This is a genomic window from Alishewanella tabrizica, from assembly GCF_014652375.1.
GTDB classification, from domain to species: Bacteria; Pseudomonadota; Gammaproteobacteria; order Enterobacterales; family Alteromonadaceae; genus Alishewanella; species Alishewanella tabrizica.
Window position 1 is genome coordinate 343,748 of sequence record NZ_BMYR01000001.1, and the last position, 15,219, is coordinate 358,966.

Annotated in this window: 15 protein-coding genes; 3 read left to right on the forward strand and 12 right to left on the reverse strand. The window is 45.4% G+C overall.

Going from position 1 to position 15,219, the window contains the following annotated elements:
• Positions 1 to 62: 62 nt before the first annotated feature.
• The 10 genes from IE070_RS01580 to glyA form a co-directional block, all read right to left on the reverse strand.
• Positions 63 to 3,104, reverse strand: coding sequence for a ligand-binding sensor domain-containing diguanylate cyclase (locus IE070_RS01580; RefSeq protein ID WP_189479751.1), 3,042 nt, complete (start codon positions 3,102 to 3,104; stop codon positions 63 to 65).
• Positions 3,105 to 3,141: 37 nt separating this feature from the next.
• Positions 3,142 to 3,618 (reverse strand): phosphatidylglycerophosphatase A family protein, encoded by a 477-nt coding sequence (locus IE070_RS01585; RefSeq protein ID WP_189479753.1) that lies wholly within the window; start codon positions 3,616 to 3,618, stop codon positions 3,142 to 3,144.
• Positions 3,618 to 4,577, reverse strand: coding sequence for a thiamine-phosphate kinase (thiL, locus tag IE070_RS01590; protein WP_189479755.1), 960 nt, complete (start codon positions 4,575 to 4,577; stop codon positions 3,618 to 3,620). The genes IE070_RS01585 and thiL overlap by 1 nt, the downstream gene beginning before the upstream one ends.
• A gap of 35 nt (positions 4,578 to 4,612) precedes the next feature.
• The gene (nusB, locus tag IE070_RS01595; RefSeq protein ID WP_189479757.1) at positions 4,613 to 5,026 is read right to left on the reverse strand and encodes a transcription antitermination factor NusB; all 414 of its coding nucleotides are present in this window, start codon (positions 5,024 to 5,026) and stop codon (positions 4,613 to 4,615) included.
• 12 nt (positions 5,027 to 5,038) lie between these two features.
• Positions 5,039 to 5,503, reverse strand: coding sequence for a 6,7-dimethyl-8-ribityllumazine synthase (gene ribH, locus IE070_RS01600; protein ID WP_189430933.1), 465 nt, complete (start codon positions 5,501 to 5,503; stop codon positions 5,039 to 5,041).
• A 106-nt stretch (positions 5,504 to 5,609) separates the two neighbouring features.
• Positions 5,610 to 6,719 carry a bifunctional 3,4-dihydroxy-2-butanone-4-phosphate synthase/GTP cyclohydrolase II gene (ribBA, locus tag IE070_RS01605; RefSeq protein WP_189479759.1) on the reverse strand — a complete coding sequence of 370 codons (1,110 nt, stop codon included), beginning with the start codon at positions 6,717 to 6,719 and terminating at the stop codon, positions 5,610 to 5,612.
• 12 nt (positions 6,720 to 6,731) lie between these two features.
• On the reverse strand, positions 6,732 to 7,382 hold the full coding sequence (locus IE070_RS01610; protein ID WP_189479762.1) for a riboflavin synthase: 651 nt from the start codon (positions 7,380 to 7,382) through the stop codon (positions 6,732 to 6,734).
• Position 7,383: 1 nt separating this feature from the next.
• Complete coding sequence (gene ribD / locus IE070_RS01615) at positions 7,384 to 8,553, reverse strand: bifunctional diaminohydroxyphosphoribosylaminopyrimidine deaminase/5-amino-6-(5-phosphoribosylamino)uracil reductase RibD (RefSeq protein WP_189479764.1); 1,170 nt, start codon at positions 8,551 to 8,553, stop codon at positions 7,384 to 7,386.
• Complete coding sequence (gene nrdR, locus IE070_RS01620; protein ID WP_189479766.1) at positions 8,553 to 9,005, reverse strand: transcriptional regulator NrdR; 453 nt, start codon at positions 9,003 to 9,005, stop codon at positions 8,553 to 8,555. The genes ribD and nrdR overlap by 1 nt, the downstream gene beginning before the upstream one ends.
• A 108-nt stretch (positions 9,006 to 9,113) precedes the next feature.
• Positions 9,114 to 10,367: a serine hydroxymethyltransferase gene (gene glyA, locus IE070_RS01625; RefSeq protein ID WP_189479768.1), complete on the reverse strand. Its 1,254-nt coding sequence runs from the start codon at positions 10,365 to 10,367 to the stop codon at positions 9,114 to 9,116.
• A 243-nt stretch (positions 10,368 to 10,610) separates the two neighbouring features.
• Between glyA and dinB the strand changes: the two genes are divergently transcribed.
• Positions 10,611 to 11,699: a DNA polymerase IV gene (gene dinB / locus IE070_RS01630; RefSeq protein WP_189479770.1), complete on the forward strand. Its 1,089-nt coding sequence runs from the start codon at positions 10,611 to 10,613 to the stop codon at positions 11,697 to 11,699.
• 103 nt (positions 11,700 to 11,802) lie between these two features.
• On the opposite strand, the gene IE070_RS01635 is transcribed toward dinB, so the two are convergent.
• Together IE070_RS01635 and IE070_RS01640 are read right to left on the reverse strand one after the other, a co-directional pair.
• Entirely contained in the window at positions 11,803 to 12,015 is a 213-nt protein-coding gene (locus tag IE070_RS01635) for a cold-shock protein (RefSeq protein ID WP_189430946.1), read from the reverse strand.
• Positions 12,016 to 12,237: 222 nt separating this feature from the next.
• Entirely contained in the window at positions 12,238 to 13,566 is a 1,329-nt protein-coding gene (locus IE070_RS01640; protein ID WP_189479772.1) for a DEAD/DEAH box helicase, read from the reverse strand.
• A 132-nt stretch (positions 13,567 to 13,698) separates the two neighbouring features.
• Between IE070_RS01640 and IE070_RS01645 the strand changes: the two genes are divergently transcribed.
• Entirely contained in the window at positions 13,699 to 14,235 is a 537-nt protein-coding gene (locus IE070_RS01645; RefSeq protein WP_189479774.1) for a DUF2058 domain-containing protein, read from the forward strand.
• Between the two features lie 69 nt (positions 14,236 to 14,304).
• Entirely contained in the window at positions 14,305 to 15,162 is an 858-nt protein-coding gene (locus IE070_RS01650; protein WP_189479776.1) for a TraB/GumN family protein, read from the forward strand.
• Positions 15,163 to 15,219: the final 57 nt, after the last annotated feature.

Genomic DNA, 15,219 nt, shown 5'->3' on the forward strand with positions numbered 1-15,219 from the left:
CCGGTTAAATAATGTTCCTAGCTATTTAATATGTTATTAGCTTAGCTTTTTTAGCGGTTTGTTTAGCCGTGTTCCAGAGTAATTAACCCTTCGGCAATTAATCGATTTATTTGAACCGCTAACTCTCGACTCTCTTCAAATTCGAACGCGTCAACTTGTTCGTCAAACTGCAAAGTCGCAACTTTATTTATTACGCCTTTCGCGTGTAATTGCGCTAAGGCTAACGCAGCCATTTCAATTGAGACCTCCCAGCTAAGGAGTTGTCCGCCTAATAACGGTAGAGGATACAATGCGTAGCCCGCAGTAACATGGCATTTTATGCTATTACCCTCTAGCAAGTTAAACTCAGTTGCTGCCAATTGTTCAACCAAGCGACGACCATATTGACTCACTTGATGCACTGAAATATCTCTAAACACCAAGATAAAATGCGAAGCACTGTAACGCACCACATAATCAGACCCACGTGTTTCTCGACTCAATAGCGCCGCCACCTGCTGCAATATGCTGTCTGCTGTTTTGCTGCCGTATTGTTGCAAGATCCTATCGTGATCATTTAGTTCAAGTAAGAGTAACGCGATTGTTTTACCTTGTTGTAACAACGCTTGCCGATTACGTTGAAAATGCTCAATGTCTTTAGGGAGTTGTTCTTGCATAAATCGTAAATTTCGTAAACCCGTTGTGGTGTCACGATGCGTCAATTGGCTAAGTTGCTCATTAAGCTCATTTAACTTCAGATTAGTATTTTCCAACTCTTGCGTTCGTTGCAGAACAAGCCGCGACAATTGCTCTTGTTTGGATAACGCATTTTTCCGGTATAACCAAAACGCAGCATACAGTACGCAAACCACTAATAATAACCACAGTAAACGATACAATAACGTTTCGTGAAACGCGCGTGGGATCACCACATCTAATGTTGCCTGTTGCGCGTCCTGCCAGGTTTGATGCACGTACTTTGCTTCTAACTGAAACACAAAATGTCCGGGGGGTAAATTGGTGTACACCGCCTGACGTCGTGTCCCAACTTTATGCCAATCATCATCAAACCCGATTAATTGATAGCGAAATTCAACACTATCAGGGCGATTAAACTCGAACGCTGCATAATTAATCGTGATGTTACGCTCATGCTGCGCCAATACTTGTCGTAGTTGTAATGCACCAATAACATACTGCTGCTGCGCACTCACCTGTTTAATCAGTGGATTCAGTTGACGCTGGGCGGCGGTATTAACCTGTTCAGGCACAGCAACTAAGCCGCGCAATGTGGGATACCATAATTGTTCTTGCCAGTGCACGACTTTTGCCTGTCCAGCACCATTGCAACAGCGACTGGAAAAGCTCCCCATTTGCCGATCAAAAGGAGAAAGTACCTCTTCTATTCTAAAGCCTGTAGTCGCAGCATCTTTAATGCTGTCACGCCATAATCTTACAATGCCTTTATGCGTGCTGATCCAGACCCAATCGCTTTGCTGGTGCTCATAAAAACTTAACGCTGGGCCATGCAGTAAACCATTACCGCTATCCAGCCGGCTCCACGCCTGCCCAGGTACTTGAATAAAAATACCATCGTCAAGTGTACTGACCATTATGGTACCGTCTTGTAATAGCTGCGCCGCCAAAATATACGCGTTATACAAAGCACTGCCTATGCCTAAACGCGTGAGTTTATTTTCTTGTAGGCGATAAAACCCGCGGCTTGTTCCAAAAAACAGCTGATATTGATTTTGGGTCAAACTAGTGATCTGTCTTGATTCTAACTCGGCATTAATTGGTAAATGCGTGAGTGTGGCCGTTGACGTTACGTCGTTAGGTTCTGCGAGCTTAATATGATACAAACCCTGTAACGCGCCTACCCAGACCCCCCCATCTGTCGCAGCCTGAACCACTTTAACTATTTGCCCAGTTAATTCTTTAAACACCGGAGTAAGCTGATTGTCGATTGGGTTATATTCGAAAAGTCCTCGATCTAAACCCAGCCATAAATGTTGATTGTCTCGCCAATAGAGATCATGCACGGTTTGATCTTTTAATAGCGCTTCGTTGATATAAGGCCGATAAGTTCCGTCACTTTCCAAGGTACCTACTGCACGCTGACTGGCAAAAAGTAATTTGCCTTGTGGATTTAATGACACACTGCGAATAACCGGCTCTAAGCCCGGTAAAATGCGCCGGATTTGGCTACGACTGGCTAAATACACCCCGTCACTAAAACTACTTAACCAGATATTTTGTTCGTGATCTTGAAAAAGAGAGCTAAACCAAGGAACACTGCCTAACTCTGTGCTGGTTACCACTTGCCAAGGTTGCTGGGGAAACTGATAGAAAAGCTTGCGATGGCTTGATAACCACATGGCCCCGCTCTGATCTTCCAAAACACGGTAAACAGCTGCGGTTGCATTATCTGGCAACAATTGCAGGGTTATAGTGCCGTCTGATTGCAATCGATATAAGCCCACTTCACTCGCAATTAATAAACCTGATGACGTCCAAGCAAGATCATAAATGGGGTTTTGCGCTAATTCTGGCGGTAACGAAAATTGCTGCCATGTTCCCGCATGATCGCGTTGATATAAGAACTCGCTACCCGATACCCAGAGCTGCTCATCAGTTTGTGCTAACTGACTAACTACCGATTTAATGTGTTCAACTCGACTGACCTTACCGGCGCTGACTTTAAATAATTGATCTGCCGCAACCCATACTTCACCAGGAGCAACTTCAAGTAATGAGGTCACTTCACTAAAAATTGGTAATCGCTCGAATTTAAGCGTGCTAGGATTAAGCAAAGATAAACCGGCTTTGGTGCCGATCCAAATATTCCCCTCACTATCAGTCAGTAATTGGGTAATAGTGTTACTGGCCAACGTGGGGTAAAGCTCGGTCGTAAAAACGTCAAAGTTCTTACCATCAAACCGATTAAGACCATATAAAGTTCCAAACCAAATATAACCTTGTTCATCGCGGGTAATAGCACGCACAGAGTTACTGGACAAACCGTCGGCGCTAGTCCAATGCTTTATATCAAAATCATAAACGGAAGACGTGGCGTGAGCTACATGGCAGTAAAAGCACAAGAGTAAAAAAAGTATCTGTCGCATAACCTCTCCTTGGTCTTATTCTGTCATTCTTGTCTGGCTAACTTAACCACCCAAGGTACAATACCAAATGCATTAGGCCGAGGGCCGGCAAAGCGGCGAGTATATCATCCAGCATAATGCCCAAGCCGCCGTGTACCCGTTGATCACACCATCGAATCGGCCAAGGCTTAACAATATCGAAAAAACGAAACAAAACAAAGCCCAAAACCAAAGTGCCTAAACTTACTGGCACAAATAACATGGTCAGTGTAAACCCGATTATTTCATCCCAGACAATCGCCCCATGATCATGCTCGCCGACATCAGCAGCGGTTTTGCCGCACACATAAATACCTAATAAGGTTCCCAGCAGAAGAAAAGCGATAAACCAGGCGGTTCCCGCGAGACTGAGTAACCACACCAAGGGTAATGCCACCAAGGTCCCAAAAGTGCCAGGTGCTTTCGGCGCTAAGCCGCTACCAAAACCTAACGCCAGAAAGTGTTGCCATTTAGATAATTGAAAAGATGCTTTCATCAAAAATGCTGAAATCCCTGATGTTGGTATGTAAAGGGCTGTTCACCCGCTTTTAGTTCTAATTTACCCGCCACACCAGTAATTCGACCAATACAGGTAATAGGAACACCATAGGGTGATAATAAAACATCTAATGAGCCACGACGATTCTCAGGTACGGTAAAGAGTAATTCATAATCTTCGCCACCTGACAGTGCCAGCTGTAAGGCTAACGCCGGCTCACAGCTGTCTTTTAGCGCTTGCGATAATGGCAGACGATTGACATCGATATAAGCACCAACGCCCGAGCGCTTTAAAATGTGAGGTAAATCTCCCGCCAAGCCATCAGAAATATCCATCGCACTGCTTGCGGTATGCCGTAATGCCTGCCCTAAGGCAACGCGGGCGGCAGGATAATGAAAACGTTGTAGCAAATGACCTTGGTGTTTTTTACTCACTTCATGTACACCTTGAACCAATCTCAATCCCAAGGCGGCATCTCCCAGGGTGCCAGTAACATACACGTAATCACCTACTTTGGCGCCACTACGGGTAATGGCTTTGCCACGCGGTACCTGGCCTTTTGCCATCATGGTTAAACTCAATGGGCCACGCGTGGTATCGCCTCCGACAAGCTGGCAATTATAATAATCGGCTGTCTCGTGTAAGCCGGCAGCAAATTCAGCTAACCACGCTTCATCCAAAGCGGGCAACGTAATGGCTAATGATAACCAGCTGGGTTCTGCCCCCATCGCGGCTAAATCACTAATATTAACAGTCACTAATTTGTGACCTAATGCGCGTGGATCCACATCGGGGAAAAAATGTGTGCCACAGACCATGGTGTCAGTGGTAACAACCAGATCGTAACCATCGCGCACTTGCAATACAGCACCATCATCGCCAACACTAAGAGTCGTATCTGCGCGTTTCACCCCTGCATGCGCAAAATATTTGGCGATTAAATCAAATTCACCCATAAAGATTAAAAAGCCGACTTACGTCGGCTTCTCCATTAATTTGGACGCAATACCCTAACCGCTTTATCTAAGATGCCGTTAACAAATTTATGGCTATCATCTGCAGCAAAGGATTTCGCTAATTCAATCGCCTCGTTGATCACGACTTTGTAAGGCACGTCTAAGCGGTACTTTAATTCATACGCAGAAACGCGTAATACCGCTTTTTCAACCAAGTCAATCTCGTCGAAGGGTCGCTCTAAATAAGGCTTAATGGCTTCATCTAATTTACTGTGGTGTAACACAACGCCACGTAAAATATCCTGGAAATACGCAACATCAAGATGTTTTACGTTATTTTCAAGCAGTAATTGCTGTTCAATATCAGCGATAGGATTATGGCTAACTTGCCAACTGTAAATACCTTGCACGGCTAACGAGCGTGACTGACGGCGAACATTGGGTTTCATTGACAGTTCCTGTTACAGCTGTTCCAGCACATTAATCATTTCCAGCGCCGACATGGCAGCTTCGCCCCCTTTGTTGCCTGCTTTGGTACCCGCACGCTCAATGGCTTGCTCAATGCTATCGACCGTTAACACGCCAAACGCAACAGGTAAATCATATTGCATAGAAACCTGCGCAATGCCTTTTACACATTCGCCTGAAACATATTCAAAGTGCGGAGTACCGCCACGAATAACCGCACCTAGTGCGACAATAGCATCATATTTTTTGCTGGCGGCAACACGCTGCACGGCCAGTGGTAGTTCAAACGCACCTGGAATTCGCACCACAGTGATATCTTGCTCAGCGATATTACCCACGCGCTGCAACGTATCGATAGCGCCACTCAGTAAACTCTCTACGATGAAACTGTTAAAGCGCGCGACCACGATCGCAATTTTTTTGCCACGAGCTGAGTAGCCTGCTTCAATTACCTGCATTGCCAGTCCTTACTTATTAACTGCCATCAAAAATTAGCCGCGTATTCTAACATACTTTCTGTCTATACCCAACGGGTTTAAAGATGAAGAGGATACGCGGATAGGCTTATTCCGAAACGTAATCGACCACTTCTAATCCAAAGCCAGACAACGCATGATACTTCTTTGGCTGACTAAGTAAGCGCATTTTTTTCACACCCAGGTTAGCCAAAATTTGTGAGCCTAAACCAACGTTACGAGAGGTGCCCTTCCAAGGTGCAGAACGCGGTTTTTCACCTTTATCCTCAGCTTCAAAATTTTGTACCACATGCACCAATTCGTCAGTTGACTCGTGTTTACCTAACAATACTAAGACGCCCCCCTCGGCAGCAATGCGCTGCATTGCAGTATGTAACGGGAAACTTAAATTATTACCGCGCGTGGTTAACAGTAAATCGTTAAACGTATTGTGCAAATGAACGCGCACCAGCGTAGGTTGCTCAGCGTGGATCTGGCCTTTTACTAACGCAAAATGTAATTGGTTGTCGATCGTATCTTTAAAAGTTACCAATTCAAATTCACCCATCGCCGTTGGCAATTGGCAAGTAGCTACTTTTTCAATAGTGGTTTCGTGTAAATTGCGGTATTCAATAAGATCGGCAATGGTACCAATTTTTATATTATGCTCTTTAGCAAAAATCTCTAAATCCGGCCGCCGTGCCATGGTGCCATCATCATTGAGAATTTCTACAATCACCGCGGCCGGCTCAAGCCCCGCTAGACGCGCCAAATCGCACCCAGCTTCAGTGTGCCCTGCGCGCACTAAAACCCCACCATCTTGCGCCATTAACGGGAAAATATGTCCAGGCTGTACAATATCTTGCGGGCTAGCATCCCGCGCAACGGCAGCTTTTACGGTGCGCGCCCGATCAGCAGCAGAAATACCGGTAGTCACGCCCTCAGCCGCTTCAATAGACACCGTAAAGTTGGTCGCAAAAGGCGATTTGTTCGCATCCACCATCAAGGGTAAGGCTAATTGTTTACAGCGTTTTTTAGTCAAGGTTAAACAAATTAAGCCACGACCATATTTCGCCATAAAATTAATGGCTTCTGGCGTGACATATTCTGCCGCCATCACCAGATCACCTTCATTTTCACGATCCTCGTCATCCATTAGGATAACCATTTTTCCTTGGCGAATATCATCAATAATTTCAGCAGGTGTATTCAGTTGCATAGCAAACCTTCTTTATAAAAACCCACGCTGCTTGAGCAACGCAAGATCAACACCGCCTGCCGCTGCAGGGGCTTTTGCCAGTAATAAACGCTCTAAATAGCGCGCAATGAGGTCAACTTCAAGGTGAACACGCTGACCTTTTTGCAAATGGATCAGCGTTGTGTGCTGCGCAGTATGCGGCACAATAGTTAAACGAAAACGATCATTGGTCACATCATTTACGGTAAGACTTACCCCATCGATCGTTACCGAGCCCTTGTAAGCTAAATAAGGTGCCAAGGCTGGGGGTAAACTAAACCAAAGTTGCCAAGCTCGAGCCGTTTTTTCCAAATGTAACAGCTCGCTTAGCCCATCAACATGGCCGCTCACCAAGTGTCCACCCAATCGACTGGTCGCCATTAACGCTTTTTCAAGATTCACTTTTTGCCCAATCTGATACGTAGCAAACTGGGTAAGCGCAAGTGTTTCTGCCGATAAATCAGCTCGAAAGCTATTCTGCAATAACGCGGTTACCGTTAAACATACGCCATTGGTCGCAATGCTATCACCTAATTTTACATCGCTAAAATCTAAGGTGTCGCTGTGAATAGTGACCACGATGTCACCACCTTGGCGCCTGAGCTGGGTAAGTTGCCCCGTTGCTTCGATAATCCCAGTAAACATGTTAATGTGCTTCTTCTGTGGAGGCGTCTGACGTCGCCAATGATGGAAAAACAGGTAGCGCACGGATCCGGATATCAGATCCTAGCATCACCACGTCTTGGATAAGCCATTGTGGTCCCTGCTGTAAATCTTGAAAATCGCCCAGTTTAGCCAACGGTTGCGCCAGCTCGCCCAAGAAGCGTGGTGCCTGATACAACACTAACTCGTCAACTAGCCCGTGTGCAATAAGTTGCCCCGCTAAGGTACTACCAGCTTCTGTCCACACACTGTTTACTTGGCGCTCATGCAACGCGGCAAGCACCGACGTTAAACACAGGTGTCCAAACGCAGTGGTAGTCATCGCTAACTGTTCAACTGGCACCTTTGCTTGCGCAAGATGCTTGGGCGTTTGCTCTGCTGCGTAACAAAGTAACACCGGGCCACCTTCTGCAAACAGAGGCTCGCTGCCGGTTAAACGTTGTTGTCTGTCTAAAATAACCCTAAGAGGTTGGCGTATCTGATTATCCGTTAATGGCGTGATACTACATGCTGAAACCTGTCGAACCGTTAAACGCGCACTGTCAGTTAACAGTGTGCTGGCAGTAGATAAAATAGCACTGCTTTGCGCCCGAAACAGCTGCACATCTTGCCGAGCCCCAATGCCGGTTAGCCATTGACTCACACCATTCGCCAATGCGGTACGCCCATCTAAACTGGCCGCCATTTTTAACCAAACATAAGGGCGTTTACGTTCCATTCGACTTAAAAAGCCAGGATTAAGTGCCCGCGCCTCAGCGGCTAAGAGCCCGCTTTGCACATCAATACCCGCCGCTTGTAAAATAGCAACGCCTTTGCCTGCAACTAACGGATTCGGGTCCAACATCGCAATCACTACACGGCTAACGCCAGCTTTAACTAAGGCTTCGGCACAAGGAGGGGTTCGGCCATAATGTGCGCAAGGCTCTAATGTTACATAACACGTCGCCCCTTTCGCGGCGGCACCCGCTTCGGCTAAGGCGTAAACTTCCGCATGGCCTTGACCGGCTTGATGATGATAACCTCGACCAAGCACCTGCTGATTCTTCACAACTAAGGCACCGACATTCGGATTGGGATCGGTGGTAAAACGGCCTTTTGCCGCCAACGCGATGGCTTCAGCCATAAAGGCAATATCGTCATCCGAAAAACGCATTATTGCTCTCCTAAGCGAGCGATTTCCTCACCAAATTCTCGAATGTCTTTAAACGAACGATAAACTGACGCAAAACGCACATAAGCCACTTTGTCTACTTTTACCAGTTCATCCATAATTAAATTGCCCAACATATGACTAGCCACTTCACGCTCGCCAGTAGCACGAAGTTGTGAATTAATTTTTTGGATCAGTTGTTCAATTTCTTCCGTCGACACAGGCCGCTTCTCTAACGAGCGCAACAAGCCATTACGCAATTTATCTTCATTAAACGGCTCACGCGAGCCATCGCGTTTAATGATACGTGGCATTACTAGCTCAGCGGCTTCAAACGTAGTAAAACGTTCATGGCAAGCCAAACACTCGCGGCGACGGCGAACCTGATGACCATCGGCAACCAGGCGAGAATCAATAACTTTTGTGTCATCAGCATTACAAAATGGACAAAACATGCAGGGCTCTCTATGTTTTCCTATCACCCACTCAGGCGATAGCTTGTCATAAGTAATTGACCAATAAAAATGGCCGCATTAGCGGCCATAATAGCATGTTATTTGCGGTTACGCATAAACAGGGAAGCGCGCACAAACCGCAGAAACCTGTGCTTTTACCTGTTCAATAACGGCCGCATCACCACGGCTATCCAATACGTCGCAAATCAGATTGGCGACCAAACGGGCCTCAGTTTCTTTAAAACCACGACGCGTAATAGCCGGCGTACCAATACGTAATCCACTGGTCACGAAAGGTGAGCGTGGATCGTTTGGTACCGAGTTTTTATTCACCGTGATATGCGCAAAACCTAACCACGCATCAGCTTCTTTACCGGTGATTTCTTTATCAATAAGATCCATCAAAAATAAATGATTATCAGTACCACCAGAAACAATTTTGTAGCCACGAGACATCATTTCGGCACACATTGCTTTAGCATTTAACAATACTTGTTGCTGATAAACTTTAAATTCAGGTTGTAAAGCTTCTTTGAAAGCCACAGCTTTTGCAGCGATGACGTGCATCAATGGTCCGCCCTGTCCCCCCGGGAACACTGCAGAATTTAATTTTTTCTCAATGACTTCGTTTTTACGGGCTAGAATTAAGCCACCACGTGGACCGGCCAGTGTTTTATGCGTTGTTGTTGTAACAACATCTGCGATAGGCACCGGATTTGGGTAAACGCCAGCAGCCACTAAACCAGCTACGTGCGCCATATCCACCAATAAGTAGGCACCCACTTTATCGGCTATATCACGGAAACGTTGCCAATCAACGATACCTGAATACGCTGAAAAACCAGCAATAATCAACTTAGGTTTATGTTCTAACGCTAGGGCTTCGGCTTGATCATAATCAATGACGCCCGTTTCAGGATGTAACCCGTATTGTACTGCATGATATAACTTACCAGAGGAGCTTACCGTAGCACCGTGCGTTAAATGACCGCCATGGGCTAGGCTCATCCCTAAAATAGTATCACCGGCATTTAACAAGGCTAAGAATACCGCCGAGTTAGCCTGTGAACCAGAATGCGGCTGTACGTTAGCGTAGTCAGCGCCGAATAATTCCTTAGCACGGGCAATGGCAAGATCTTCTGCGATGTCAACAAACTCACAACCACCATAGTAGCGTTTATGTGGATAGCCTTCGGCATATTTATTGGTTAATTGTGAACCTTGCGCCTGCAACACCCTAGGGCTGGCATAATTTTCTGAAGCAATTAGCTCGATGTGCGCTTCTTGTCGATCAGTTTCTTGTACCATCGATTGCCATAATTCCGGATCGAAATCAGCAATATTCATATCACGCTTTAACATGCTTTCTCCTGGGCGCGCCTGTCACGCTTAACGGTTAACTACAGTCTGAAAAACTGGCCCATATTCTACCCTGAAAATGCGTACCTTGCACTGAAAAAGAAGACGTCTAAACGTCCAAAGTTAAAAATAATCTATCAAACTAGCATAACGCGCGCTTTAAATGGCATCTTAGCTTTACAAAGTCGTGACGCATCGCTAAATTACTGGTTATTAATACAGTGCACAGGTTATTGTGTTTTTACTATGACAACGCATCGCAAAATTATCCACCTTGACATGGATTGCTTTTTTGCTGCCGTTGAGATGCGGGATAATCCTGCATTAAAAACCGTGCCGCTGGCTATTGGTGGCAGCCGTAACGAGCGTGGCGTTATTGCCACTTGCAACTATCCAGCACGCGCCTTTGGCGTTCGCTCAGCGATGCCCACGCACGAAGCGCTAAAACGTTGTCCGCATTTAACATTACTGCGTGGCAATATGGAGAAATATAAAACCTTAAGTCGGCAGATTCAGGCAATTTTTTTACGTTATACCGATTTGGTTGAACCGCTGTCGCTTGACGAAGCTTACCTTGACGTAAGTAACTGCTCACTCTTTAGAGGCAGCGCCACACTTATTGCAGAAGATATTCGCAGAACGGTCTTGCTTGAAACTGGGTTAACGGTGTCGGCCGGTGTAGCACCCAATAAATTTTTAGCTAAAATTGCCAGTGATGAAAATAAACCTGATGGGCTGTTTGTATTGCCACCACATCACGTTCCTGCATTTATCGAAACCTTGCCACTAAGACGAATACCCGGCGTCGGTCAAAAAACCAGTGAAAAACTGGCTGCCTTGGGCCTAACTTTATGCCGCGATATTGTGGCAAATGGACAAGAACCAAGCACACAGATGTTGAGTCTATTAGTCAAACACCTTGGTAGTTTAGCCAGCAGTTTGCTGCAACGCTGTCAGGGTATTGATGAGCGCCCAGTACAACCGAGCCGTGAACGAAAATCGATTGGTGTAGAACATACGCTAGCACACGATCTGCACGATCTTGCTCAGGTTCAAGACGCTCTATTGAGCTTACTGCCTACCTTAGAGCAGCGTTTATTGCAAAGTGGCAAAACGGCGTTATTGCATAAAATTGGCGTAAAACTTAAATTCAGTGACTTTCGCCAAACCACAGTAGAAACACAATGTAGCCAGCTTAATCCGTTGCTTTTTCAACAATTATTGGAACAAGCTTGGCAGCGGCGCCAGGAAAAAACCGTGCGTTTAATTGGGTTACACCTAGGTTTTCGGCCAGTGTGCGAAGAGCAATTATTACTGCCGCTCACACCACAATAGAGACGAAAAAACAACTATAAGGCGCGTCGCTACGTTTGAGCAAGCGTAATAACAAGCATAAAAAAGCCGGCAACTAAGCCGGCTCTTAATAAACTTTTATCAATTAACCGATAACAGTTACGTTTTCAGCTTGTGGGCCTTTTTGACCTTCAGTAACGATAAAGGTTACTTTTTGGCCTTCAACTAATGTTTTGCGGCCAGTACCGTTGATTGCGCGGAAATGTACGAATACATCCTTACCACCTTCACGCTCAATGAAACCGAAACCTTTATCTTCGTTGAACCACTTAACTGTACCAGAAATTAACTGTGACATAACACTCTCTTACTTTAACAAATTTTGCCGGGCTTCCGGCGACTTAAATAATACCGGCCACGTCATCGAGCTGATACATATTCAACCGCATTATCAGGGATGCTGATTAAGTGGTCAACATAAATACCGGGGCGAACAGAAAATAGTTTCTGTACAGGCCGTTCCGGCTCAAGAAATTATTCCTGAGCAAGTTAAGTGTAGCAGTAAATGCTGAAAATATACTCAATTTACATCATTTTTTTTACGTCTAACCGGAGCAGTACCATCATCTCCCCCTTCAAAGAAACGCTTCGCCGGTTTTGTTGCCCCTTGCGGCGTCTTTTTCGGCTTTGTATGGCTAGGTTTGCGCGTGGTTGTCGCCGCGGTTACCTGTGCTGGTGAACTTACTGCGGGGGCAATCTCCCCTTTAAAACGCGCTTCTAAACCGCTTATGCTCGAAAAGGTAACGGGACGGCGCAAAAAAGCTTCAATTTTTTGTAATGCTGCCCAATCTTTGGGGCCAACAAACGATAATGCCGTACCCTTGGCGCCAGCACGCCCAGTTCGACCAATACGGTGCACGTACTCTTCTGCATGCTTGGGTAAATCGAAATTCAGCACATGAGAAACTTGCAGTAAATCCAAACCTCTTGACGCTAAATCGGTTGTCACGAGCACTTGATATTTACCGGCGGCAAACTGTTGCATTACCGAATTACGTTGACCTTGGTTTAACCGCGCACTTAGACCCATCGCCGAGAAACCTAGATCCGTGCATAGCGTTGCTAAACGTTCAGCATCATCCCGCGTGGCGGTAAAAATAATTAATTGCTTAATAGCCGCATGTTGTAAGGTATGTTTTAACAACGCCTCTTTATGCGTTAAATGATCGGCAAACATAAAGTGTTGAGCAATATCGCTATGCTGCTCATGACCTGCACCTAAGGCCACCCTAAAAGGATTTTTGAGTAGCGACAGGGTTAACTCGTCGACTTCGGCGTGATCTAAGGTTGCCGAAAACATTAAGGTCTGACGTAAGCGGTGATCCGCCGCTTTATTAATGGCATTAAGTTGCGGCATAAAACCTAAATCGAGCATACGATCCGCTTCATCTAGGATCAATAACTCCAGTCCCTGAATATAAACAGATTTATGCTCTAAATGATCTAAAAAACGCCCTGGCGTTGCCACGATAATGTGCGGCTGACGTTTTAGCAGTTTTTCTTGATCGTTGAAGTTCTCACCGCCAACAATTAAAGCCCCTGTTACCGGGGTATTGGCAATAAATAAACGCAATTGCGCATAAACTTGTTTAGCTAACTCTCGAGTGGGCGCTAAGATCAATGCTCGGGCATCTTGTTTAGATAAAGGTTTGCTTTTTAACAGACGTTGCATCATAGGAAGCAAATACGCCAGCGTTTTACCCGAGCCGGTCTTAGACGAAACAATCAAATCACGTCCTACAAGCACGGCAGGAATGGCTTCTTGCTGAATGTCAGTGGGCTTAGCAAAGCCTAAATGTTGCACTGAACGAAGTAAACGTGGGTCTAGCCCTAAATCTTGAAATACCAAAATGAACCCCAGAGTTAAAATAGCGCGTTATAATAACCGAACTATCCAATTTGAGTTAGTATCATTTATCATAGCGGCTATTTTGCTAAGTGTATAAATCGAAAAGTGTATAAATCGAATTAAGAGTAATCTATGAGTAATGCCTTTAAAGAACAGTTATTAAAAGCCGGCTTAGCCGATCCTAAAAAACTTAAAGCGGCAAAAAAACAGCAGCATCAAGCACGCGTGCAAAGTGGCAAAAACCAAAAAACTGTCAGCGAAGCTACGTTACTCGCTGAACAACGGCGGCAAGAGCAAGTCGCGCGAGATCAAGCGCTAAATCGTGAAAAACAAGCGCAATTGCATAAAAAAGCCATTGCAGCGCAAGTAACACAACTCATTACCCAAAACACCATTAAAGCCAGTGGCGACCTTGCATTTAATTTCACAGATGGCCAAGTGGTAAAGCGCCTATACGTTAACAACAAGTTGCAAAGTGAATTAACACGTGGTTTACTGGCTGTGGTTAGGCAAGGCAATCAGTATGTACTGGTTCCTGCAAGTATTGCCGAGAAAATTGCGCAGCGCGATGCAGATTGTATCGTTGTGTTGCACAGTCGTCAGGTGCAAGACATTGCAGAAGATGATCCTTATGCCGCTTATCAAATCCCTGATGATTTGATGTGGTAATACCGACTGGGCCTGTTGCTTAACGCAGTTAACTGCATACCCCTTAACACGCCTCGAAAGGAGTTTACTATGCCACGGTTTGTTTATTTATTTTTAATGTTAATGTTCTTTAGCAGCCATACCTTATTTGCGGCCTCGGTATGGCAGGTTAGTAAAGATAATCAACAATTTTATCTGGTGGGTACAGTGCATCTGTTAAGTGAAAGCGACTTTCCCTTGCCAAGCGCTTTTGATACAGCATTCAATGCCAGTACCCATTTGATTTTCGAAACCGATCTGGCTGAACTGACCGGCCCCAGCGGAATGAATAAATTAATGTCGCAAAATACCTATAAACCTGGACAGAATTTGCAACAGGTTTTATCCAAAGAGGTATATGAGGCGTTACAAACCGTAGCTAAAGCGCGCCAATGGCCGCTTACTTCCATTGAACAATTTAAACCCGCGTTCGCTGCAATGATGATGGCTACCCTAGAATTACAACGTTTAGGTGCCGCCTCAACCGGCGTCGATATGCATTACTTACAACGTGCGCAGCAACAGCAAAAAACGATTAGTGGTTTAGAGACTATAGATGAACATCTCGCCGTGATGAGCGCGATGAATGAATTAGATGCCGATAGCTTAATCAAGAGCACGATTAAAGACATTGAACAAACAGAAGAAATGTTATCGAAGATGAAAGCCGCATGGCGCAGTGGCGATAGCCAAGCGTTGAAACAACTGTTCATAGATGACATGCAACAATTTCCTGAAATGTATGACATTCTGTTGGTTAAACGTAATCATGCCTGGCTCAAAGCATTAGAACAACTTGATGAACCGAACGTAATGGTGCTGGTGGGCGCTTTGCATATGGTGGGCGAAGATGGCTTGCTGACGTTACTTAATCGCCAAGGTTATCAGATCACCCAGTTAACCGAATAACAAGCTCATCCGAGGGGGCACTTAGGCTAGCAATGAATTGCGGTTGTCAATAAATTG

What these genes read in the sequence shown, in the direction of transcription:
- IE070_RS01580 (WP_189479751.1), bottom strand. Translation starts at nt 3,104, where the DNA reads ATGCGACAGATACTTTTTTTACTCTTGTGCTTTTACTGCCATGTAGCT.
- IE070_RS01585 (WP_189479753.1), bottom strand. Translation starts at nt 3,618, where the DNA reads ATGAAAGCATCTTTTCAATTATCTAAATGGCAACACTTTCTGGCGTTA.
- thiL (WP_189479755.1), bottom strand. Translation starts at nt 4,577, where the DNA reads ATGGGTGAATTTGATTTAATCGCCAAATATTTTGCGCATGCAGGGGTG.
- nusB (WP_189479757.1), bottom strand. Translation starts at nt 5,026, where the DNA reads ATGAAACCCAATGTTCGCCGTCAGTCACGCTCGTTAGCCGTGCAAGGT.
- ribH (WP_189430933.1), bottom strand. Translation starts at nt 5,503, where the DNA reads ATGCAGGTAATTGAAGCAGGCTACTCAGCTCGTGGCAAAAAAATTGCG.
- ribBA (WP_189479759.1), bottom strand. Translation starts at nt 6,719, where the DNA reads ATGCAACTGAATACACCTGCTGAAATTATTGATGATATTCGCCAAGGA.
- IE070_RS01610 (WP_189479762.1), bottom strand. Translation starts at nt 7,382, where the DNA reads ATGTTTACTGGGATTATCGAAGCAACGGGGCAACTTACCCAGCTCAGG.
- ribD (WP_189479764.1), bottom strand. Translation starts at nt 8,553, where the DNA reads ATGCGTTTTTCGGATGACGATATTGCCTTTATGGCTGAAGCCATCGCG.
- nrdR (WP_189479766.1), bottom strand. Translation starts at nt 9,005, where the DNA reads ATGTTTTGTCCATTTTGTAATGCTGATGACACAAAAGTTATTGATTCT.
- glyA (WP_189479768.1), bottom strand. Translation starts at nt 10,367, where the DNA reads ATGTTAAAGCGTGATATGAATATTGCTGATTTCGATCCGGAATTATGG.
- dinB (WP_189479770.1), top strand. Translation starts at nt 10,611, where the DNA reads ATGACAACGCATCGCAAAATTATCCACCTTGACATGGATTGCTTTTTT.
- IE070_RS01635 (WP_189430946.1), bottom strand. Translation starts at nt 12,015, where the DNA reads ATGTCACAGTTAATTTCTGGTACAGTTAAGTGGTTCAACGAAGATAAA.
- IE070_RS01645 (WP_189479774.1), top strand. Translation starts at nt 13,699, where the DNA reads ATGAGTAATGCCTTTAAAGAACAGTTATTAAAAGCCGGCTTAGCCGAT.
- IE070_RS01650 (WP_189479776.1), top strand. Translation starts at nt 14,305, where the DNA reads ATGCCACGGTTTGTTTATTTATTTTTAATGTTAATGTTCTTTAGCAGC.